Source organism: Desulfatibacillum alkenivorans DSM 16219 (assembly GCF_900142135.1).
GTDB lineage: Bacteria > Desulfobacterota > Desulfobacteria > Desulfobacterales > Desulfatibacillaceae > Desulfatibacillum > Desulfatibacillum alkenivorans.
Map to the genome: position 1 here is coordinate 1 of NZ_FQZU01000056.1, position 23,015 is coordinate 23,015.

A 23,015-nucleotide genomic window follows, 5' to 3' on the forward strand; every position below is an offset into this window, starting at 1 on the left:
ATGTTTTCCGAACTGGATCGCAAGACAGGGGCCAAGCACTTGCGGGTGCGGGGGCTGGAAGCCGTGCGATTCTGCGTGGTCCTGAAGGTTTTGGGGATGAACATTTTCCGGGCGACGCGTTACCGGAGGGCGAAAAATGGGGGCGGCCCCAGGTCAGGGGGCCTGAATCTCCCTGTTTTGCGCCTGCTTTTTCATTTCAAAGAACAAATTGTGCGCCTGTGGGAGAAGATGGGCTTGAATCCGGGTGGAAAACGGATTCGGATTGATATCCGCTGTTCATCGCCCCATTTCAGGCTGCAACCCGATTTTTAACTTTTTACCTGGGCATCATTTTTATGGGAAAAACGTAGGTTGGGTAGAGCGTTGAAACAGAATATTGAATCGAGAAAAATGCGTCTTGCTAAAACCTGTCAAAAAAATTGCATCGCCGCTGCGAGACCCAACAATGCAGGGCGGCTGCTACGGCCGCAGCTCTCCGTCATCGCCATGACGCTATCCCGAAAACGGGGACACAGCGTCGTTTTGGATTTGCGTTGGAATGTGATTATGGGGAATAAAAAACGCCGCCTATCAGGCCGCGACCACCGCTTGGCAGAAGAGGTTCGTCAACTGCTCGATTTCCTTCATTTTATCAAACCGGTTATCCTTGTCCATGATAACCCAGCGGAGCGCCATGTGGCTGAAGGCGCCCAAAAACATGTTTCTGAACACGTGGGGGTTGATGTCGGTTCGAAAGTCGCCCTGTTCCTGGCCTTCCTTGATGATGTCTTCCAGGGTTTTGATGTAGGTCATAAATAGGTCAAAGGCCTTGGAGCCGTAGAACCTTTTGTTCAGTTGGACGTCCAGGAGAAAGACTTGCAGAAAGTCTCGGTCCGGCAGGTAGAGCCAAAAATGGAATTTGATGAACCTGCGGAGCTTGGACAGGGGCGGTTTGATGATAAAAGCCTCGGACAACGCGTCCACGTGGGCCTGAAGGCGCTTTTCCGGGATGGAAAGGAGGAGGTCTTCCTTGTTCTTGAAATAATCGTATATGGTGCCTTCCGCCACCTCCGCCAACTGGGCGATTTCGGTGATTCTGGCTTTGCCGAAGCCCTTTTGGGAAAACACCTCCAGGGCGGCCTTGAGTATGCGGGGCTCCTTGTCGTTGTTGACGTCGCTCTGTTTGACGGAAATCATGGCCAGAATGAGGGTCATGATGTCGTCGAAGTCCTTGATGCTTTCGTCCAGTTCGCCCACGGCCAGCTTGCTGACCGCCTCGAAATCCACCAGGCCGTAAACGCATTCCCTAAGCAAGTACAGGTTGATGTCTTTGCGGAAGACGCCTTCCTGGATGCCGCTTTTCAGAATGTCCATGAGGACGGCGGCGTGCTTTCTCATGACCTGGTAGCCGGGCGTGGAGTAGAAGGCCTTGTTTGAGCGGCATTCGAACAACAGGGTTCTGACGTAGCCCGGATGGGTGTCGTTGTATTTGAGGCTGTACCAGATGAACTTACGAAGCCGGGATTCCGGGTCTCTGATCCCCTCCAACTGCTCGTCCAACTGGCACAAGGATTCGTTCATTCTTTCCGTAGCCACGGAAAAGAGGAGATCTTCCTTGCCTTTAAAATACTGATACACCAGGGAATCCGCCACGCCCGCCTTATTGGCGACCTTGGCGATGGTGGCCCCGGCGATGCCCGATTCCGCGATCAGTTCTTCGGCTGCTTTTAGTATTCCGTATTTATTATCGCTCATTCCAGACTCTACCATGCCTTTAATCAAATTTGAACTGGCGTACAGCAATACCTCTAAATTGAATTGGTTTCAAGGCCTTCGATGGCTCTAAGCCATGATTATGAGAGAAAAGTTAAGCGATTTTTTCGGATTAGTAGTGTTTAAGCCCGGACGCCGCACAAAAAGGCGTCCGGGCCATGGTTGTTTTAAGAGGATTCCAACTCCTTCAGGATCAGGTCGGCGCATAGCATGGCGCTGGTGGAAGCGCCGTTGGCCGCCAGCCCTCTGCCGACATAGGTGTCCCCTGCAAAGAACAGGTTGGGGACTCCCGGGGCCTTGAGCGCGGGCTTGAAATTCCCAACCAGCCCGGGCTTTCGGGCCAAGCCGTCGCAGCCGTCCACGTAATAGGGAATTTTCCACTCGGTTTTTTTGTCAATGCCGGGAAACATTTCCTGAAGATCCTTCCACATGAGGTTCAGGAGCCGCTCCCTTTCGAATTTGTCCGAGGCCTCCGGGTGCTCGACCACAATGTCGGTATGCAGCACCTGTTTTCCCTCGGGCGCTATGCCGGAGGAAAAATTGGAGGACGGAAAAGCCTGGAAGGGCATGCCGGCGTGGGTGGTCTTCAGGGCGGTGAAAAAACTGAGCTTATCAGGATCGATAACAGGTTCTTTCAGCCCGATCATATAACCGATGAGCCCGGTGATTTCGTGCTGAATGTCCTGGATCCGTTTGATCCACCAGCTTGGGAGTGGGGACGTCGCCGGATTGAAATCAAGGATTTTGTCCAGCTTGTAGATAGGCAGGGCGCAGATCACGCGATCCGCCAGGATGTCCTCGGTCACGGGAATCTGGTATTCGGCTTCATAAAGATGTTCCGAGACAGGCGTCCGGATGCCTTTGGCCAGGCCGTCTTGAATGATGATTTCCTGCACTTCGCAGCCCAGGCGCAGCTCGCCGCCGCATTCCTTGATGACGTCCACCAGCCCCCGGGTGAGGCCTCTCATGCCGTCTTCGGGATAGCTGGCCGCCAGGAGCTGGCGGGCTTTCAGCAGATTTTGCCGGGCGATGAACAGGACCTCCCCGGCTGCCATGTCAATGGCTTCGGGAATGGTGGTCATGATCATGCCGATATCCGTAAACAGCTCCCGCAGGGCCTGCTGGGGGACGTTTTCGTGGAGCCATTCCTCCAAGGACCGGTTGTCCCAGGCTTCGATGTCCTGGTCGGTCATGCCGGCGATGTCCATCATCATGGCTTGAAAGGCGGATTTGTCCTCCTTGTTCATGGGGACAATGTCGGCCAGGCTGACAAAATGCTCGCCGTTCCAGAACTCCACAGTTTCGCTGAAAGGCGCCCACTTAACCTCTTTGCCCACGCGCTGATTCAACACATGAGCGGCGGATTTGTCTCCCAGTTCGATGAAATGCAGGCCTATATCCACGGTCCAGCCTTCGGCGGGCTTATTTTCATAGCACATGAGCCTGCCCCCGAAATCGGGGAACCGGTCCACCACCAATACTTTTTGATTGGCTTCCCTGGCAAGAATGGCGGCCGCGCCAAGCCCGGCGATGCCTGCGCCGACGATTATGGTATCGTATTTATTGCTCATGATTCGCTGCCTCCTGAAAAGGTAAAAGCGTCAAATTATGGGGCACGCATAAGGCGTTTTAAAATCCACGGGCGCGTTTCGGTCTCTGTATTCAAGAGACTGGCGCCGTTTGATGTAGTCCTTTTCCTGCATGCCTGTGGTGCCCCCCATAATAATGCAGGCGTCAGCCGGCTTCATACGGCCGGGATCCAGGGCGATTATCGCCGCGTCGTCCTGCAGTGTTTTTTCCTGGGCGATTATTGTCAGCAAAGCTTCCGGGACATCCTGCACCTCCGGGACCGGAGGCGGCGCCGCGCCGTTAATCCGTTGGCCGAAGCAGGCGTTCATGGCGCTGTCCGGAACGCCGTCGGTGGTCATGATCCATAAGGCGCCGGGTTCGGCCTCCAGCCATTCGGCCTGATACAGGGCGTTGGTTTTGCCGGCCAGCCAGAAATTCCTTTGGGACAGCATGGTCAGGTTTCCGCTTTGGCGGTTGTAGGCGTACAAAGCGCTGTCCCCCATGTGCATGAGCAAGGCCTTCCAATCCTCCCCGGTTCGTACAAACTTCAACGCCGTTAGCGTGCAGCTTGCGGTGCGCGGGACGGCGGAAATCGCCTGGGAGGCCTGTTTTGCAGCCTCATTTTTAAAAGGCTCCAGGCCCGAATCATCGACGTCAAGCCTGGAGCAGTTTTTACGAAACAAGGCGTTTAAACGCAGCAGCAGTTTCCTGGAGGCCGCGGGATTTCTATCCGAGCTGTCCGATAGGGCGAAAAAGCAGGTTTTGAAGTCAAGCAATGCGCAGTCCCCGTTTCCCGTGGGGCCTGCGCCGGGCCTGAATCCTGCTCGGACGCCTGCTCCGGCTGATCCGGGCCGCAGGAATGTCCGCCTGGCGAGGTTGATGAAAATAGCCGCCTCCCCTGCTTCGCCTTTAGCTGATGATATCAAAGTGAATGATATCGGTAATATGTCCCTGCATTTTCTCCTTGGGCTTAAACACGGCTTTGAGCCTCATGCCCACTTCTATCTTGCTGACGTCGGTTTCGTTAATGATGTGGGAAAAGATGTTATCCGCCCCGTCCATCTGAATATATCCGTAGGTGTAGGGAACGGGGCGCTGTCCGCCGGTGTTGGGATCGATGAACGGGTAGTTCACCACGGAAAAAGCCCGCAAGGTTCCGGTGTCGGACAGGGGCACGAGTTCGTCCATTTCCGTGTAGCAGGGTCCGCAGACCCGCCTGGGCGGCACGTAGACCTTTTTGCATTGGGGACAGCGAATTCCCACGAACCGCTGATTTTCCCGGATTTCCTGGAAAAACATGCTGCCATGCAGGCCGATGGACCAGTCATAGGGCATGGCCTTATCTAATGCCACGGTGAGCAGTTTGTCGTAATCTCTTTCAGTTGTCATGAAAGATTCCTCCTTGCAATCCTCAAGAGCGTTCGGCGCCTAAAATCATCACGTCTGACCAGAAGCATCCGCCGAAGCCTGTGGCCAGGGCCTTATTGACCTTGGGGAGCTGGCGTTTTCCGCCTTTTCCCATTACCTGGATGGAGGCTTCGGCCACCCGGAGCAGGGCCGTGGCGCCGATGCAGTTGGTGCTGATCACGCCGCCCGAGGGGTTGACCGGGATCATTCCGTCCATGTTCGTGTTTCCTTCCCGGACGAACTTGGCGCCTTCGCCGCGGCCGCAGAATTTAAGGTCTTCAATCCATTTGATGCCGGCGTAGGTGTACGGCAGATAGAGCTCGGCCACGTCCAGCTCCCTGGACGGATCGGTTATGCCCGCTTTTTTGTAGGCTTCCTGGGAAGCGCGCGCCAGGGAGACCAGCCCGGCGTCATAGTCCGTGGAATCGCCGAACCAGCTATAGGTGTGCCGTACGGCGGATGCATGGATCCAGGCGGGTTTTTTGGCCAGCCTTTGGGCTTCTCCGTCTGCTGCGAACACCACGGCGCAGGCGCCGTCGGTCCTGGGGCAGACGTCCAGAAGTTTGATGGGATGGGCCAGCATGGGGGAGGACATGACGTCCTCCAGGGTGATGGGCCGCTGCAGGTGGGCGTGAGGGTTGTTCAGCGCGTTGTTGCGGTCCCTCACGGCCACGCGGGCCGCGTCTTCCTGGGTGGCGCCGTACTGCTTCATATAAGCCGTGGCTTCGGTGGCCAGGCTGGGAATGGCGCCGGAATAGGAAAAGCGGTCCCAAATGGGGTCGCTGCACGTGATGATGGCGCCCGTGGTGTCGCTTTCGGAGTTTTTCTCCCATCCGATGGCGAGCACCCGGTCGAACATGCCCGAGGCCACGTGGTAGTATGCTGCGATGGCAACGGAGGCGCCCGTGGTTCCGCCCGTGGTGACCTTCATGATGGGCTTCATGAACCCCCCGGAGCCTTCGATGCTCCAGTTGTCCACATAATTGATTGATTCGAAATGGTCCATATTGCCAATGACAATGGCGTCGATGTCCCTGATGGTGATGCCGCAGTCCTCCAGGGCTCTATCAACGGCCTCGCGGATCATTTCCTGTCCTGTTACGTCCGGCCTGTGACTTTTATGATCGGTCTGGCCGGTTCCGACGATTGCAACTTTTTGGGCCATGGTTAACCTCTTATTTTTTTTGGTTGCCGAGAATCCACACGCAATGGGCCTGGCCGCATGCACCGTTGATTCCGTGGGCCAAAGCTGTTTTGGCGTTTTCCACCTGACGCTGTCCGGCTTCGCCTCTCAGTTGAAGCACGGACTCGATGATGCGGGCCAATCCTGCGACCAGCATGGCGTGAGAGGATAAAACGCCGCCCGAGGGGTTGACGGGCAGGGCGCCGGACATGGCGGTGACGCCCTGATCCAGGAGCGTTGCTCCCTTTCCCGCCTCGCAGAATCCCATGCCTTCGAGCCACATGGGCTCCATGTAACTGAACGCGTCGTACAGCTCCACCAGATCGATGGATTTCATGGGGTCGTTGATTCCGGCCATGGTGTAAGCCTTTTTCGAGGCCGCGGCCAAGGATTGGGGAACGGCCAGGTCACGGTCGCCAAGGAGATAGGCGTCCGAACAATGGGCCATTCCACGCACCCAGACGGGTTTGGTTTTGGCTTTGCTTATATGGGACTCATTGGCAATGATTATGGCGGCGGCGCCGTCGCTGACCGGGCTGCAATCCAGCTTTTTAAGCGGATCCGCCAGCTTCTCCGAGTTCATGACGTCGTCCACGGTCACGTCCAGTTGAAGATGGGCGTAGGGATTGTTTTTTCCGTTTGCGTGATTCTTGACGGAAACCCTGGCGAAGTCCTCCTCGGTCAGCCCGTAGCGGTCCATGTACATGCGCGCCTGAAGCGCGCTTGAGCTGATGGATTCCAGGCCCAGCAGGCGCTGGTAGATGGGTTCGAACATTCCGTTGGTGATGAATTTAACGTCCCCTTCGCTGCCTTTGGCGTGGGCCACCACCAGGGTGGTTCCGAATCCGCCCAGGGTTCTCATGGCGCCGTAAAGGGCGCCGAAGGCGCCGTCGCCCTCCACGGTGGAGATGTTTTTGTCGTGCGCCCCGGCGGCGTCGCCCACGGCCATGGAGGAAATGGTCCGGCCGTCAATAAAGTCGTTGGAGACGGTCACGACATTATCCACGTCCTCCAGGGCCAGGCCCGCGTCTTCCATGGCTGCCCGGGTTACGTCAAAGACCAGGTCCGCACATGTTTTATCTTTTTTTCTTTCGGCGTATTTCGTCTGTGCAACGCCAACGATGGCTATGTTGTCCATTGTATCCTCCGCGAACCGGAATCAGATGATCTCAAAACCGTCAATGTCCAGGATATGCCCCTTTCTTTCGGATTTCTCCTTGAAGCAGGCGCGCACCCGGACTCCTTTTTCCAGTTTATCCAAATCCTTTTTGATCAAATGCACCAGGCTCACATCCGCTCCGTCCAGTTGAATCATGGCGTATGCGAACGGGGCCTCCACAGGCTGCAGAGGGTGCGAAAACCGGACGATGGTATAGGATTGTACGGTTCCCTTGTTGCCCAGTTGGACCCATTCCCCCGTGTCCGTGAAGCATTGCGCGCATGTCCTGCGGGGAGGAACATAGACTGTGCCGCAGCTGTTGCAGCGGCATCCCATAATGGTTTCCTTGTCGCGAAGCCCCATGAGAAAGAGGCTTCCGGTCTCGCCCGCCCACCATGTGTAAGGCACGGCGATTTGCCCTTTAAAAGTCAGAGGCTCTACATGCTCCAGCCATTTTTCCATGCTGATTATCCTCCAATGGTTTCTATACCGATAACATCAAGGCTTCCCCCTGGGAGAGTCCGCCGCAAATGGCGGCTGCGCCCACGCCTCCGCCCCTGCGCATCAACTCGTACATGAGCGTCATGGTTATTCTTGCGCCGCTGGCGCCCACGGGATGGCCGATGGCAATGGCGCCGCCGTTGACGTTGGTTTTGGCTTGCAGCTCGGCGAATTTATCCATGTTGTCCCGGGCCAGCATTTTCAGGCTGACCAGGGTGACTGCGGCGAAGGCCTCGTTGATTTCAATCAGGTCCAGGTCGTCCACGGCCCGGCCCGTCTTTTCCAGCATGGCCTGGATGGCCTGGGCGGGAACGCAGGCCATGTATTTGGGCGACCCTGCGGCGGACTGGCAGGCCTCGATTTTGGCCAGGGGCTTCAAGCCCAGGGATTCGGCTTTCTTGCGCCGCATGATGACCATGGCCGATGCGCCCGAGTTCAGCCCCGGAGCGTTGCCCGCCGTGACGGTGGGGCTGCCGTAAACGGGTTTGAGCTTGGCCATCTTGGCCTGATCGATGTTGTTCCTGGGAGATTCGTCCTTGTCCATGACAATGGGGTCGCCTCTTCTCTGGGGAACCGTGACGCTCATCAATTCTTCGCCCGTTTTGAACTTGCCCTCCTCGTAGGCCTGGAACCACCGGGCGTGGCTTTGGGTGGCCCACTGGTCCTGGAGCTCGCGCGAGACGCCGTATTCCAGGGCCACCTCGCCGGCGTCCGCCGCCACGGGGGCGAAGCCTTTGCGGCCGTATCCCAGTTCGAACAGCACGTCTTCCAGCTCAATGGGGCCGAGACGGGCGCCCCAGCGGGCTTTTTCCGCTCTGGCTATCAAGGGCGTGTTGCCCATGTTTTCCGCTCCGCTAGCGATAATCACTTCCGCCTCTCCGGCCTTGATGGCACGGAGCCCCATGCGTAAAGCGGTCATAGATGAGCAGCACGCCCTATCAATGGTCAGGGAAATGGAGCTTTCCGGAAACCCGGCCAACAGGCTGATTTGCCGGGCGGGCACGTTGGTGTATATGGCGTACTCGGCCGGAATGCAGGTTCCGTAATAAATTTCGTCCACTTCCTTGGGGTCCAGCCCAATCCGGTCCACGACCTCCTTGAGCGCAAGGGCCCCCAACTCGATGCTGTCCGTGTTTTTCAATAATCCGTCAAACTTGCCGAAAGGCGTTCTTACGGCGCTGACGATCACCACATCATCCTGGTTCATGTTGCGTCCTCCAACAAAAATGGGCGGCCCCTCCGCCGCCCAGGCTGAATCACTGCAATAACTGCCTTTCCAGGACCCTTTTCTGGACTTTGCCGGTGGGGGTCATGGGCAGGGCTTCCACAAAGGTTACTGCTTTGGGCAATTTGTATCTGGCGATTTTGCCGTCGCAGAATTGCAATACCGATTCTTCGGTCAGTTCTTTGTCGCTGGGCACGATGACGGCCATGGGAACTTCGCCCCATTTTTCGTCGGGCTTGCCGATCACGGCCGCCTGGGCCACGCCGGGCATGGCGGCCAGGACTTTTTCAATTTCCGCGGGATAGATGTTTTCTCCGCCGGAGATGATCATGTCCTTGATCCGGTCTACGATGTAAACAAAGCCTTCATCGTCCATGGTGGCTACGTCGCCGGTGTGCAGCCAGCCGTTTTTCAATGTCTTTTCCGTGTCTTCCGGCCGGTTCCAATATCCGACCATCATGTTCTTTCCTTTTAGGATGAGCTCGCCGGGGGTATTGGGGGGGACCGGCTTGTCATTGGCGTCCACCACCCTGGCCTCGATGAACAGGCAGCCTTTACCGGCAGAGCCGGGCTTTTTTTCCACCGCCGCTTCCACGAGAAAGCATCCGGGCCCGGCTGCTTCGGTGAGGCCGAACAACTGCTCCAGGTTGACCCCGATTTTTTTGCAGGCTTCCAAAAGGGAGATAGGCACGGGCGCGCCGGCGATGGAGGACCAGCGGAAGGACGAGACGTCGCACGTGTCTTTTTCCGGGACCATGAGCATGGCGCCCATGACGGTCGGCACCATAAGGGAGTTGGTTACTTTTTCCGCCTCTATGGTTTTCCATGCCAGGGATGGGTCGAAGGCCTTGAGCGCGATGATGGTGAGGCCGGTGAAAACCGCCATGACCGACGGCATGAGCGCGCCTACGTGAAAAAGAGGCAGGGGCACGAAAAAGCGGTCGCCCTGCCGCAGCTCCCAGGTGGAGTCCATGTTGATGACCGCCCAGATAACGGTATTATGGGTGTGCACCGCCCCTTTGGGCAGGCCGGTGGTGCCCGAGGTGTACATGATGAACACCGGGTCGTCCTCAAAGGCGCCCAGCTCGGGCTCGGCCTCGCCGGCGGAGGCCTTCAGGCTTTCCAGGTTGGAGGCGAAGGCCGGAGCGTCTTCCGCGGCCCCGGAATGCAGCCACGTCTCCACGTCCGTGCCGGCGTTGTCCCTGATCACGGCCACGCCGTCCTTGAATTCGTCTCCGAACACCAGGAGCTTGGTTCCGCTGTCCTTTAAGATAAAGGTCAGTTCGTCGGGCACCAGTCTCCAGTTGAGCGGCACGCAAATCGCCCCTATTTTGGCGATGGCGAAGAACATCTCCATGAATTGATGGCTGTTCATCATGAGGATGCCGACGCGATCCCCCTTTTTGACGCCGTTTTTCAACAGAACGTCGCAGAAGCGGTTTGCGTTGGCGTTATAGTCCTTATAAGAGAGTCTTATGTCGCGTTGCACGTCCACGAAAGCTTCCTTATCCGGCAGCATGTCCGCTCTTTTGGTTAAAAGGCGCCCTACATTGTTTTTCATTGGTTTCCTCCGGTCCTGAAAATTCAGAATTGCTTGTAAAGCCTTTACTGGCAGGTTGATACTGGGAAACAAAAACGGAAGCGCAGGTATTATCGTTCAAGGTCGAATCAATATTGAATAGTATTCACATCCCTGTCAAGCAGTTTTTGTTGGACTTCCGAATTGTTTATGTCGCAATTTTTAAAAATATCGATTCATATCAATATTTTCCATGGATAAAATAATTTCCACTGGAGGCGCCTTTCTTGGGAAAACCGAATGAGGCCGTTCGTTGATTCGTGAATATCGTTCGAGAATGGCCCTGTGCAGACCGGAACTCCTCCCGGGGCCTTAAGGCGCTCTCTCCCCGTCCCTCCGGAGCGGGAAAATTCCTTAAAAAAACCACACTATGCCTTGACCCGGGGGCGCGCTCATGGTTTGAATACATGCCATCGACAAGGCGCCTTGTGGAGGGGGACCCCAAAGGCGCCCGCCAACCAAATTCCCGATGTTTAAAACCCGGACTCTGCCAGGCTCCTATCGGCCTTGTCACTGCAAGGGGCTTATTATGGTTTCTCTTGAAGGTTTCGACGGATTGGAAAAAGCAGGCGAAGGGCCTGTTTTCACTCTGTATCACGGGGTGCGCACGGCCGACGGCAAGCCGGCGGTCATCAAGCATATTCCTCCGGGCAAGCTCTCCCCTTCCGAGGCGGCCCATATTCATGATGAGTACGAGCGCATCAGCGGCATGCGTTCGGAGCATGCGGTTCCGCTTTTGGAGTTCAAGCGCCTTCCCGGGCCGGACGGGGACGGTTTTTTATTCGCGTTCGAGGGCCTGGAGGGAACGCCCCTTCTGGATTATTTTAAAAGCCTTCCTTTTAATGTGACCGTCTTTCTGGAAAAAGCCCTGGACCTGGTGCAGGGGGTGAGCGACATGCATGGCGCCGGGCTCATCCACAAGGAATTGCGCCCCGCCGCGGTCATGGCGGAGGCGCGGACCGGCAGGGTCGTTATCTGCGAGTATCCATTCTCCTGTTTGCTTAGCCGGGAGGATTTCCGGATTTTTTCCCGGGACATCCTGGATCTCCGCATGCCCTACGCAGCGCCCGAGCAGTTCGGGGGCCGCATGAACCGGTGGATTGATTACCGGTCCGATTATTACAGCCTGGGCGCCCTGTTTTACGAAATTTTGGGCGGCGCCCCGCCCTTTCAATACGACGACCCCGTGAGGATGGTGCTGGCCCATGGGTATGAGGCGCCGGTTGATTTGGGCGGTGTGAACGCTTCCGTGCCCGAGGCGCTTTGCCGGATCGTTATGAAGTTGTTGGAGAAAAAGCCCGGAGACCGTTACCAGAGCGGGTACGGCCTCATGCACGATTTGAGGGTTTGCCTGTCACAGTTACAGGAAAAGGGCGGGATCCAGCCCTTTGTTTTGGGAAAGAGGGACAAGCCCGAGGATTTCAGGTTCAGTCAGCCGGGCTTCGGCCGGGACGAGGAGGCCAGGGAGCACCTCAGCCATTGGGAGGCTGCGCCCAGGGCCAGGGACCTGGAAGAGGCCCGGGCGGCCATGCTGGAGTTGTATCAGAAATACCAGACCCATGTGGAGAACACCGGGGAAATTATCTGGACCACGGACATGAACCTGACGCCCACCTATATCAGTCCTTCCAGCGAGCGGATTCTGGGCTACACCCCCGAGGAGCTGTTTCTGCATTACAACCCGGCCCTTTTGACCCAGGATTCGGTGGAGCGGCTTTTGGAGGTGCGCAACGAGCGCATGGAGAACCCGGAGGATTTTTTCCGGCCCTTTTCCATCGATTTTGAAATCATCCATAAAAACGGCTCCATCCGCCTTTGTGAAACCCAGGTGAGTTTTATCCAGGACGAGCAAGGGGCGCCGTCGGGCATCATCGGCATATCCCGGGACGTGACGGACCAGCGGAGTGCGGAAAAGGCGCTCCAGGAAAAGGAAGCCCAGTTGACCGCCATTGTGAGCGCCTTTGAGGGCTTCATCTACATCGCCTCCCCGGATTACACCCTGCATTATCTCAACGACCGCATGGCGGAATGGATCGGCCGGGACGCGTCCGGGGAAACCTGCCACCAGGCCATCCACAACCGGGCGACGCCCTGCCCCTGGTGCGCCATGGGGCGGGTTATCAAAGGCGAGACCGTGCGTTCGGAAATGCAGTTCGGAAAAGACCAGCGCTGGTATTACTCCCTCAATTCCCCTGCGCGCCAGGCCTCCGGGGGAGTCTTTCAACAGTCCATTTTAATGGACGTCACCGAGCGCAAGCGCCGGGAGCAGGCCCTGCAGGAAACGGAAAAGACCCTGCGCCAGGAAAACCTGCGCCTCAAGTCCTCCATGCGGGAGCGCTATAAGTTCGGCGATATCGTGGGCAAGAGCCTGCCCATGCAGAATGTGTACGAGCTGATTTTAAAAGCCTCGGAGTCCGACGCCAACGTGATCATTTACGGGGAGTCCGGCACCGGCAAGGAGCTGGCCGCCCGGGCCATCCACGCCATGAGCGCCCGGAGCAAGGGGCGTTTCGCGGCCGTCAACTGCGGCGCCATTCCCGGGCAGATCATGGAAAGCGAGTTTTTCGGGTATAAGAAAGGCGCTTTCACCGGCGCCTATGCGGACAAAGCCGGATATCTGGAGCAGGCCCGGGGCGGAACCCTGTTCCTGGACGAGATCGGCGAGATAGACCTGAACCTGCAAGTGAAGCTGCTGCGTGTGATCGAAGGCCGGGGCTTTACGCCCGTGGGCGGAGGCGAGGAAAAAGATACGGACATCCGCATCATCGCCGCCACCAACCGGGACCTGGCCGCCTCTGTAAAAAAAGGCCTGATCCGGGAGGATTTTTACTACCGGATTCATATCATCCCCATCCATCTGCCGCCTTTGCGCCGGCGCAAGGAGGACATCCTGCTTTTGATCGATCACTTTTTGCGGGAGTTCGGCGGAGACAGCCTGGCCGCCCCCCTGCCCGGGCATGTCATGGAGGCGCTGTTAAACCACCATTGGCCCGGCAACGTGCGGGAGTTGCAGAACGTTCTCCAGCGCTACGTGACCCTGAAAAAGCTGGATCTGTCCGGCCTGTCCTATAACAAGGAGCAGGGAGGGCGGGCTGCTCCGCCTCCCGCGGAAATCGCCCTCCAGGGAGAGGAGGCCTGGAACCTGTTCAAGGCTGCGGCCGGGTTTGAAAGGCAGTTTATCAGCCAGGCTTTGGAGCGGGAGAAGTGGCGCAAGGGCCGGACCGCGGATTTATTGGGGATCAGCCGGCGGACTTTGTTTAAGAAGATGAAGGATCTTGGGATTGATTAAGCCTATTTTGGGAATTATTTTGCCCAAAGTTAATATGTCTAAATTTATCAGTCTGTTTTGTATGGTTCCTCCCTGTTTTTGGGAACGATCCTTCCCAAATCTTTAACGCCCGCCGGATCTATCGCATTCCCCCCGCCCTGGGGTTTGTAAAAAATTTTTAACCATGCGTTCAAATCGGTTCATTTTTCACAGTCCCTGCGTAATGACTCAAATAAGTAATAGTTTCTCTTCTTTAAATACGATCCAAAAGTAGCAAAACCTCCTGAATCCCAGTCGGGTTCACCCGCTGTTTTTTCGCCCTTCCGCCGTCCCTGATCCTTGGCACAGGAATTGCCTATAGTTCCGGCAACGCACATCTTTTTATCTGCAAATCACGGGGGAGGATTATGGCAATCGGCGATATTCCCAGGCTTCCAGACAAGGACCTGAAGCGGGTGGAACAACTAGTGAAAAAAGTAAAAAGCGGCGAAACGCCTCCTTTGGAGGTTTTGGAGAAAAGCCTGGCCGCTTTGGGCCGTTTTAAACTGGACAGGTCAGGTTTTGAAATCAAAGACCGTTTTAAAATCGGCCGGGAGGAGCTGGAAACCCTTTTTGACGCGGCGGCCATGTCCATGAAGGGGTCTTCCGGCAACAAGGGACGAACGGCGCCCAAAAAGAAGCAAAGCCTGTGCATCGACCTTAAGGAGCTGGGCCGGTTTAAGGTGCAGCCGGGCTTTCCTCCCAAGACCGTCCCCATAAGCAAAGAGGAGATCGAGCAGACCGACGGGCCGGTCATTGAATTGGACCTGGACCTTATTCCCTTTTTATTCCAAGGTTTTGAAGGCCTGCTGTACTTGAGCGGGGAGCGGCTTGTCACCGTACGCGGCGGGAAAAGGACGCCCTCCGGGAAGAAGAACGACGGCTGGCAGGCGGGGGTTAATAAATTGAACGCCGCTCTGCCCCTCATGTCCTTCTCCACCAAAAAATTCCTCGGCCAATTGGGCGAGCCCCTGACGGCCTTTTGCGACGAAGTCCTGACCAAATGCGGAGTATGAATATGACTGTTGAAAGCAGGCTTGCCGAGATTGTTGGAAAAAACCGGGTGTCCGGCGACCCCGGCGAACTGGATGCGTTTTCCCTGGATCATTCCTACGTGGGAAAAAAGGCCCCGGCTTTGATTGTGAGGCCGGAAAATCCTGAAGAAGTTCAGGGTATTGTCAAGCTGGCCAACGAAATGGACTTGTCCCTGGTTCCCGTCAGCTCAGGAACGCCCAGGTTCCGAGGCGACAGCGTGCCTTCGGTTGACGGCGCCGTGATAGTGGATTTGTCCCAAATGGACAAGATCATGTGGATCAACCGGCGCAACCGGGTGGCTTTGGTGGAGCCGGGGGTGACCTTTGGGGATCTCCAGGCCGAACTGGACAAGCACGGCCTGCGGGCCATGTTTCCTTTGGCGCCCAAAAGCAGCAAGTCGGTGATCGGCGCCTATATGGAGCGGGAGCCTTTTACGGTCCCCCGGTACGCCTGGGACCTGGGGGACCCGGTGGCCGGCGCCGAATTCGTCTTAGGGGACGGAAACACCATGCGCACGGGCGGGGCTGCCGGCCCGGCCGCAACCCTGGAAGCTCAGCGCGCCACGGGCGGCGCCCAGAAGCTGCCCATGTCTCCCATCAGCATGGATTTCAGGCGGATCGCCCAAGGTTCCTCCGGGTCCTTTGGGGTCTGCAACTGGATTTCCCTGCGTTGCGAGCTGCTGCCCGAGCACGAGCAGGTTTTCTTTAGCGAGGCGGATTCCCCCGCGCCATTGATGGAGGCGGCCAGGCGATTCTTAAACCTGCGTTTGGCGGACGACTTGTATGTGGTCAACCGCTTGACCTTCGCCAGCCTTTTGAAAGTTGAGCCGGACAAGATCGAGGCCCTTAAGGAAAAGCTGCCTCCTTATATATTGGTCGCCAGCGTCGCCGGGTTCGGGGACTTGGCCAAGGATCAATTCAATTACAAGGCTGCGGATTTGAAAGACGAAGCCAAAAAGCTGAAATTGCCTTTCTCCTCCCGGATCGGAGGCGTGACCGGCGCCGCCTATTTGTCCCAGGTGGTGCGGAAATGCTCGGCCGAGCCGTATTGGAAGCTGCGCCGCAAAGGGGACTGCCGGGAGCTTTTTTTTCTGGCGCCTCCCAACAAGGCGGCCGGATACGTGGAGCAAGCCCTGGCTTTGGCAAAAAAAGGCGGGTTCAACCCGGACGGCGTGGGCGTTTACCTGCAGATGGCGGTTCACGGGGCCGTATGCCACTGCGGGCTGGATTATTTCGTCAGCCCGGAAAAGGCGGAAGCGCTTAAGCCTCTGTTCATGGAGACGAGCAAGGCCTTGTTTGAAAACGGAGCGTATTTTTCCAGGCCTTACGGCCCCTGGAGCGGCCTGGTTTATCCCAGGTACGAAACCTTCGTCAAATACGCGAACAAGCTCAAGGCCGTCTTTGACCCCAAAGGCGTCATGAACCCCGGAAAGCTGTGTTTCAAGGAGAACTAAAGCCCATGGCTCTGATCGATTATCATTATGAAATGTCCCATTGCCACCGATGCTCATATTGCAAGTTCATCCCCTTTCAGCTGATCAAAAGCAAACGGTTTTCCTATTTGTGCCCGTCCATTTCCCTGCGGAATTTCCATTCCTTTTCCGCGGGAGGCAGGGCGGCGCTGGGGTTGGCCGTAGTGGAAGGCAGGCTGGACGAGTACACGGATATGATGAAGCAGATCGTCTTTGAATGCACCATGTGCGGCGCCTGCCAGGTGCAATGCCGCACCTTCAACTTCAACCTGAATCCCATCGAAGTCATGCAGGCCTTGCGGACCCACTTTGTGGAGCAGGGCGAAATGATGCCCGAGCACATGTTTGTGATCGAAGGGCTGAAGCGCGAGGACAACGTCTTCGGCGAGCCCAAAAAGCATCGGGGCGATTGGGCCGAAGGCCTGGGCCTCAAAGACATCAGCCGGGAAAAGGTGGACGTGCTCTTGCATGTGGGCTGCCGCATGTCCTTTGACGACGAATTTTGGCCGATCCTGAAAATGGCCGTGGAAATCATGAAAAGCGCAGGCCTGAGCGTGGGCATCGCCGGAGCGGAGGAATCCTGCTGTGGAGGCCGGGCTCTGGAAATGGGCTTTGAAGGCGTGTTCCAAAATTTCGCCGAAGCCATGGCCGGCCGGGTGAAAGCCTCGGGCGCCAAGCAGGTGGTCACCCTGTGCGCGGATTGCTTCGGAACCTTTAACGAGCACTATCCGGCCTACGGCTGGGCTCTGGACGCCGAAGTGGTTCACATCACCCAATTCATCAACAATTTGATTTCCCGGGGCAAGCTCACGCTGAAAAATCAGGTCCCCATGGCCGTGACCTATCATGACCCCTGCCACCTGGGCAGGCGGGGCGAGCCGGGCGTGCAGTGGAAGGGCGAATATAAGCGCCTTGGGCCGCATCTGTTCGGTCCTGTGCCGGAAAAGCCCATCCGCCTGGGCCAGAGCGGGTGCTACGACGCGCCCCGGGAAATCCTGGAAGCCATCCCCGGCGTGGAACTGACGGAAATGGAAAGAACCCGGGAATATAGCTGGTGCTGCGGCGCGGGCGGCGGGGTTTTGGAGGCTTTTGAGGAAATGGCCGAGGCCGCCGCCTCCGAGAGAATTCAGGAAGCCGAGGCCACCGGAGCTAAAGCCCTGGTCACGGCCTGCCCCTGGTGCGAGCGCAACTTCAAGGACACGCTGGAAATCACGGGCGGCGATATGAAGATATACGACATTGTGGAACTGGTTCACCAAGCCATTGGAGGATAATGTTTTGGCAATCCCATTGGAAGCAAAAAAAGCTCTCGAAGAGGCCCTGGGCGCTGAAAACATTTCAGACGACCCGGGCGTCATAGAAACTTACTCCCATATGAACGGGCTGGGCTCCGCCGCCTCCGGCTATTGGTGGGCGCGTCCCGCAGCCGTCGCTCTTCCCGGAAGCACGGAAGAGGTGCAGAAGGTCGTGAAAATCTGCAACGAGTTCGGGCTACGGTTCAAGGCGCACTCCACGGGGTGGATCTGCTGCGCCTTGGCTACATCAAAAAACTGCGTGCTTTTGGACATGCGGCGCATGGACGGGCTGGAATTTGTGGAGCCCGAAGGCTACGTCATCACCGAACCTTACGCCACAGCCGGCGAAACCCAGGTGGAAGCCATGAAGCTCGGCTACACCCCCCACCTTGTGGGCGCGGGCCCCAACGCCTCCAACCTGGCAAGCGCCACCAGCATGCAGGGCACGGGCGGAAATTCGGTGAGAACCTCCATGAACGAGCGCAACCCCCTGGCCATCGAGTGGGTGCTGCCCTCAGGCGAGATTCTGCGCCTGGGATCGGTGGACACCCCCAACGCAGGGTGGTTTTGCGGGGATGGCCCCGGGCCCAGCCTGCGGGGCATGATGCGCGGCGCCGTGGGAAACATAGGCGGCAACGGAGTGTTTACAAAAATCGCCCTCAAACTCTATCCCTGGTACGGACCTCCTTACGAATGCGAAGGCCATCCGCCCTTTTTCAAGACCAAGGAACTGCCCCTCAGCTTTGTACGTTACGTGTCCTGGGACGACCGGGATCAGGAATGCGATGCCCTGTACCGGCTGGGCGAGACGGAAATCCTGGACTATACCAACCGCTGGTCCGCGTCGGCTCTCATGAGCTCTTTGGCGACCACTAACCAGGAATACCGGGAAATGAAGGAAAAAGGCGATTTGCACAAGGTCTTCCCCAACGGATATTGGACCTTCTTTTTCAACGCCTCCTCCAAACGCCAGTACGATTATAACGTCAAGGTGTTCGAACACGTTATTAACGACACCGGCGGAGTTATAGTGGATCCCAAGGATCTAGGCGACCCGGCTTACGAAGTGGCGGTTCAGAACGCAGTGCGGTCTCAATGGATCGCCAAATCCGCATACATGCCCACGGGCGCCAACACGGGCGTACCGCCTTTGACCTACGAAACCATTGACCAGTGCCTGAAGTACGCGCTGGACGAGACCATTGACGTGAAAAAAGAATGGATCGAGACAAACAAGGTCTATAACGACGGCGAGGACAACGCCTACGCCTGTTTGGACGAGAACGGCCACTTTCTCCACGTGGAGCACGCCTGCCATGCGGATTACGCCGAGCCGGAGGCCGAGGCTTTGGGCATCATCTTTAAAGGATACGGCCGGGCCTTGGAAAAAAATCTGGGCGCCGCCTATATGTCCATGCCCGCGGGTTGGTCCAAGCGGAAGGAATACTCCAATTATATGGTTGCGATACAACGCATGATCGACCCCAACCGAACGGCGGACTCCATGCTGACCAACCTGGCGGAACTCACGGGGGCTTAAGGATTTATCCATGAAAAATAAATACGACGTAATCGTGATAGGCTCCGGATGCGGAGGGGCTGCCGCGGCTGCGCTTTTAAGCAGCCTGGGGAACAAAACCCTGCTGGTGGAAAAAAGCCGGCGCATCGGCGGGCGAACCGCAACCTACGAGAAAAAGGGGTTTAAGCTGGATCACGGGCATGTGCTCATGCGCAGCCAAAAAGGCCCCCACGGAGAGGTTTTGCGCCTTGCCAAATGCAAGGACCTGATTCCCCCCTTTTCCGTATGCAGAAATTGGGCGGTCAAGTCCATCATTGCGGACAAGCCTTTGGAAATCAGGCAGAACGTGTATTCCTATGTGCTCAGCTCCAAGGGGCGTCAGCAGTTGGGCGCCTTCGGCTTCACCCCGCTGGAGCTTGCCAGCATGGTCCGCTGGAACATTGCCCGCCGCCGGATGCCGGAGAAAAAAATCCGCCGGTACGACCATGTGGACATGCATTCTTACATGAAGAACTATATCGATAACAAGTACATCAGCGCTTTTTACGGCGGCCTGGCCGTGGTGCTTTTCGGGGCTCTGGACAAGGAAACCTCTGCCGGGGAGTCCATCCGCATGTCCCAGGCAGGATTCAAGGACTTCCTGAATATGGGTTATCCCGTGACCGGCGAAGGCATCAGCGCGATTCCCAAGTCCTTTGTCAAGGCGGCCGAGAGATACGGCGCGGACGTGGAATTGGGCTGCCCGGTGAAAAGCGTGGTCGTTGAAAACGGCAAGGCCAAAGGGGTGCGTATCAATGGCGAGACAATTTGGGCGGACTCCGTGGTCAGCAATGTCGGCGTGCGCGAGACCGTGGATAAGCTGGTGGGGCCGGAGCATTTTGACAACGTGTACGTCCAACGCATCCGAAACCTCAAGTATTCCTACGGCGGCGTAAGTCTCAAGTTCGCCTTGGACAAGTGGGTGACGCCCTGGGTGTGGGGCGGAGTCATGCCGGACAAGATAGAAAATATCAACCAGGACCTGCTGGACGGCAAGGTCCCCGACACCTTGCCCATGATGTACATCTCGCCCTCCAAGCTGGACCCGGCCCTGGCGCCTCCGGGCAAGCAGGTGCTTTCGGTTATCTCCGGCGCGCCCATCAGCAAGAACGGCAACGGCGATATAGATTGGGACCTGGTGGCGGCCAAGCTGAAAAAGCAGGTGGAGGATTTCTTTCCGGGCATTGCGGAAAGCACGGTTTTCTGCGACGTGTCCACGCCCAGGGACATCTCAAAGTCCACGGGAAGGGCGTACGGCGACGCCATCGGCGTATCCCAGACCATCGACCAGGTGGGGATGCTGCGCCCTTCCAAGGTTTCGCCCATCCAGGGCTTGTACTACGTGGGCGCGGACGTGGGCCGGGGCGCCGTGGCTTCGGAGCTGGCTTCCGAAAGCGCCATCTCCCTGTATCGCCGGTTTAAGAAAAAGCAAAATCTGCTTAACAGATTCATCTCTAAATAAAGGAAGAGAGACATGGACGTTATTAAGGATTTAGGCTTGTCCTGTGCGCTTTTGGGAGTGTACGCAGCCGCCAAGGCCGCCTCTTATCTGCCTCCGGTGAGCCGCCGGCTGGAAGAAAAGGATTTTTCCATGGTGTTTAAGGCCGGGTCCAGAAAGATTGTCCGGTATTATACGGTTTACAACGGAAAGCTGAGTTCCGGCAGGACGGACATCCCGGACCCGGACCTTTCCATCTCCTGGGCTTCGTCTTCCTGTTTATTAAAAACGTCCATGGCCGTCATTCGAGGAGACCGCACGGCGCCTTTGCAGGAAATCCTGAACGGAAATCTTGCCGTGGAAGGGGATATCGGCCGTATTTATCAGTTCGGCAAAGCCCTGTACACGATCAGTGAAAAGATTCCCGCCGAAGCCATGCTGGGCGCCTTTTCCAAGATTCGTATGAAACTCAGCAGAGAGGGGGCGTAATATGGGCGTGACGCTGGCGCTGATGGAGTTGTCCCGGGATAAGGAGGTTTTGCCCTCGTCCCTGGAAGCTCTGGCGGCGGGAAAGGTGATTGCTGAAAAGCTTGGCCTCAAGCTGGCCGCATTGGTCATGGGAAGCGGGATCAAACAGGCTGCGGAATCGCTTCGGGCTTATCCGGCGGACGAGATTCTGGTTGTGGATGAACCCTTGCTGGAGGCGTATCAGCCGGAGCTTTACACCCAGGCTGTTGAACAGGTCTGCAGCGGGATTAAGCCGGACTACCTGGTCATGGGAGAGACGTTTCAAAGCATTGACCTGGCGCCCCGGCTGGCCTTCGCCCTGGATTCCGGGCTGGTCACCGGGTGCGTGGATCTTGAGTTTGACTCCGGCGACGTTCTTTTTGTCAAGCCGGTGTACAGCGGCAACGTCATGGCCGCCTACTCCGTGGAAGGCGCCCCGCGTTTGGCGACATTCCGTTCCAAGTCCTTTGAGGCTGCCAAGCCGGAGGATGGGGCCAAGTCTCCCATGCGAAGCCTTGCAATATCCCTGGATCAAAGCAGCGTTAAGATCCAGCCCGTGGAGCAGGTGTTAAGCGGAAACGGCCGCGCCCAGGGCTTGGAAAACGCGGAGATTGTGGTTTCGGGCGGCAGGGGGCTTGGCGGGCCTGAAGGCTTTGAAATCCTCAGGGAGCTTGCCGACAAATTGGGCGGCGCGTTGGGCGCCAGCAGGCCTCCCTGCGATCTGGGATGGATCGAGCCAAGCGCCCAGGTGGGCATCACCGGCGCCATTGTAGCGCCTGACCTGTACGTAGCCGTGGGCATATCGGGCTCCACCCAGCATGTGGGCGGCATGGAAGGCTCCAAGACCATCGTGGCCATCAACGACAAGGAAGACGCTCCGATTTTCAAGATTGCGGACTACGGAGTGGCGGGCGACTACAAAGAAGTGCTGCCCCAGATTTTGGAAGGCTTGGGGCGGAGCAAATAAAGGGAGATGTGATGAACATTATCGTTTGCATGAAACAGGCGCCCGATCCGGAAGGACCCAGGGACTCCTTTTGCATCAACGCAGAGGACATGAAGGTGGAGCCCAAAGGCATTCCGCCCGCCTTATCCCTGTTTGACGAAAACGCCCTGGAAGCCGCCTTGCGCATCAAGGACGCGGATAAGGAAAACGTTAAAATCACGGTCCTTTGCATGGGGAAGAAGGTTTCCAGCGCAGTGCTGGTTAAAGCCCTGGCCGCGGGTGCGGACGCCGCGGTTATGGTCCAGGGGGCGGGATACGGCGTCCAGGACAGCCTTTCAACGGCCCGGGCCCTGGCTGCGGCGGTAGACAAGATCGGAGATTATGACCTGATTCTTTGCGGCCGCCAGGCCTCGGACAGCAACGCGGGGCAGACAGGAATCTTGCTGGCCAACGTGCTGGGAATTCCGGCTGTAAGCCTGGCTCAAAAGATAGTCCCTGACTCAGACCATGCGCTGATCGACCGGGTTTTGCAGGGCGGCTATGAAACCGTCAAGGCGCCCCTGCCCTGCCTGGCGGTGGTGGGCAATGAAGCCGGGGAGCTGCGCTATCCGGCCATGAAGGAAAGGCGTCTGGCCAAGAAAAAACCTTCGTCTGAATGGGCCATGGACGACTTGGCTTTGGACGGGGCGGTTTCCCAAAAGGTGACGCTGAAAAAGCTGTTTGCGCCGACGGCCAGAACCAGGGCGTGTAAATTCGTTGCGGGGGACGCTTTGGTGCACGCTTTAAGAGAGGATCAGATAATATGATAAAACCGCGATAAATATTGTTGGATGAACCAGCGCACGTGCAACGCTCCTTAAGTCAAGGAAATTGACGGAAAAGATGTTTGGGCTCTCTGCAAGTTAGGTTCAGCGCAGAACCATCCAACCTACTAAACTTAAGGTCGAATCAAACATTTTTTGTAGGGTGGGCGTCTCTGCTTTGGCGGATGCGCCAGGGGGGTAAAAGCGGGTTGGAAAGGCCTTGACAGGCATGATGGTCTGAAAAAAGTGGCTGGTTACCATGCTTTTCCGACCGCCTGTT

Annotated in this window: 19 protein-coding genes; 10 read left to right on the top strand and 9 right to left on the bottom strand. The window is 57.1% G+C overall.

Annotation, left to right across the window (positions count from 1 at the left end; genetic code table 11):
- On the top strand, nt 1-312 hold a 312-nt coding region (locus BUE18_RS28140; protein WP_073478896.1), incomplete at its 5' end, for a hypothetical protein.
- A gap of 258 nt (nt 313-570) precedes the next feature.
- Here the strand turns inward: BUE18_RS28140 and BUE18_RS25120 are convergent.
- From BUE18_RS25120 to BUE18_RS25160, 9 genes are all read right to left on the bottom strand, one after another.
- Complete coding sequence (locus BUE18_RS25120) at nt 571-1,734, bottom strand: TetR/AcrR family transcriptional regulator (RefSeq protein ID WP_073478897.1); 1,164 nt, start codon at nt 1,732-1,734, stop codon at nt 571-573.
- A gap of 185 nt (nt 1,735-1,919) precedes the next feature.
- Nucleotides 1,920-3,323 (bottom strand): phytoene desaturase family protein, encoded by a 1,404-nt coding sequence (locus tag BUE18_RS25125; RefSeq protein ID WP_073478898.1) that lies wholly within the window; start codon nt 3,321-3,323, stop codon nt 1,920-1,922.
- Nucleotides 3,324-3,353: 30 nt separating this feature from the next.
- A complete protein-coding gene (locus BUE18_RS25130; protein ID WP_170868465.1) occupies nt 3,354-4,097 on the bottom strand; it encodes a SpoIIE family protein phosphatase in 744 nt (247 codons plus the stop codon).
- 133 nt (nt 4,098-4,230) lie between these two features.
- Nucleotides 4,231-4,710, bottom strand: coding sequence for a Zn-ribbon domain-containing OB-fold protein (locus tag BUE18_RS25135; protein ID WP_073478900.1), 480 nt, complete (start codon nt 4,708-4,710; stop codon nt 4,231-4,233).
- A gap of 22 nt (nt 4,711-4,732) precedes the next feature.
- Nucleotides 4,733-5,893 (bottom strand): thiolase C-terminal domain-containing protein, encoded by a 1,161-nt coding sequence (locus BUE18_RS25140; protein ID WP_073478901.1) that lies wholly within the window; start codon nt 5,891-5,893, stop codon nt 4,733-4,735.
- A 10-nt stretch (nt 5,894-5,903) separates the two neighbouring features.
- Nucleotides 5,904-7,049, bottom strand: a complete 1,146-nt coding sequence (locus BUE18_RS25145; RefSeq protein WP_073478902.1) for a thiolase family protein — start codon at nt 7,047-7,049, stop codon at nt 5,904-5,906.
- 21 nt (nt 7,050-7,070) lie between these two features.
- The gene (locus tag BUE18_RS25150; RefSeq protein WP_073478903.1) at nt 7,071-7,532 is read right to left on the bottom strand and encodes a Zn-ribbon domain-containing OB-fold protein; all 462 of its coding nucleotides are present in this window, start codon (nt 7,530-7,532) and stop codon (nt 7,071-7,073) included.
- A 22-nt stretch (nt 7,533-7,554) separates the two neighbouring features.
- Complete coding sequence (locus BUE18_RS25155; protein ID WP_073478904.1) at nt 7,555-8,778, bottom strand: thiolase family protein; 1,224 nt, start codon at nt 8,776-8,778, stop codon at nt 7,555-7,557.
- Nucleotides 8,779-8,827: 49 nt separating this feature from the next.
- Nucleotides 8,828-10,357 (bottom strand): long-chain-fatty-acid--CoA ligase, encoded by a 1,530-nt coding sequence (locus tag BUE18_RS25160; RefSeq protein WP_073478905.1) that lies wholly within the window; start codon nt 10,355-10,357, stop codon nt 8,828-8,830.
- A gap of 547 nt (nt 10,358-10,904) precedes the next feature.
- Here BUE18_RS25160 and BUE18_RS25165 point away from each other — a divergent pair.
- The 9 genes from BUE18_RS25165 (at nt 10,905) to BUE18_RS25205 (ending at nt 22,738) form a co-directional block, all read left to right on the top strand.
- Nucleotides 10,905-13,664: a sigma 54-interacting transcriptional regulator gene (locus tag BUE18_RS25165; protein ID WP_073478906.1), complete on the top strand. Its 2,760-nt coding sequence runs from the start codon at nt 10,905-10,907 to the stop codon at nt 13,662-13,664.
- Nucleotides 13,665-14,050: 386 nt separating this feature from the next.
- Complete coding sequence (locus BUE18_RS25170; protein WP_073478907.1) at nt 14,051-14,698, top strand: hypothetical protein; 648 nt, start codon at nt 14,051-14,053, stop codon at nt 14,696-14,698.
- 2 nt (nt 14,699-14,700) lie between these two features.
- Entirely contained in the window at nt 14,701-16,170 is a 1,470-nt protein-coding gene (locus tag BUE18_RS25175) for an FAD-binding oxidoreductase (RefSeq protein ID WP_073478908.1), read from the top strand.
- Nucleotides 16,171-16,175: 5 nt separating this feature from the next.
- Nucleotides 16,176-17,462: a (Fe-S)-binding protein gene (locus BUE18_RS25180; RefSeq protein ID WP_073478909.1), complete on the top strand. Its 1,287-nt coding sequence runs from the start codon at nt 16,176-16,178 to the stop codon at nt 17,460-17,462.
- Nucleotides 17,463-17,466: 4 nt separating this feature from the next.
- The gene (locus BUE18_RS25185; protein ID WP_073478910.1) at nt 17,467-19,023 is read left to right on the top strand and encodes an FAD-binding oxidoreductase; all 1,557 of its coding nucleotides are present in this window, start codon (nt 17,467-17,469) and stop codon (nt 19,021-19,023) included.
- Between the two features lie 10 nt (nt 19,024-19,033).
- Nucleotides 19,034-20,503 carry a phytoene desaturase family protein gene (locus BUE18_RS25190; protein WP_073478911.1) on the top strand — a complete coding sequence of 490 codons (1,470 nt, stop codon included), beginning with the start codon at nt 19,034-19,036 and terminating at the stop codon, nt 20,501-20,503.
- 12 nt (nt 20,504-20,515) lie between these two features.
- Nucleotides 20,516-20,968, top strand: coding sequence for a hypothetical protein (locus tag BUE18_RS25195; protein ID WP_073478912.1), 453 nt, complete (start codon nt 20,516-20,518; stop codon nt 20,966-20,968).
- A gap of 1 nt (nt 20,969) precedes the next feature.
- On the top strand, nt 20,970-21,953 hold the full coding sequence (locus tag BUE18_RS25200) for an electron transfer flavoprotein subunit alpha/FixB family protein (protein ID WP_073478913.1): 984 nt from the start codon (nt 20,970-20,972) through the stop codon (nt 21,951-21,953).
- Between the two features lie 11 nt (nt 21,954-21,964).
- Nucleotides 21,965-22,738, top strand: coding sequence for an electron transfer flavoprotein subunit beta/FixA family protein (locus BUE18_RS25205; RefSeq protein ID WP_073478914.1), 774 nt, complete (start codon nt 21,965-21,967; stop codon nt 22,736-22,738).
- Nucleotides 22,739-23,015 lie beyond the last annotated feature (277 nt).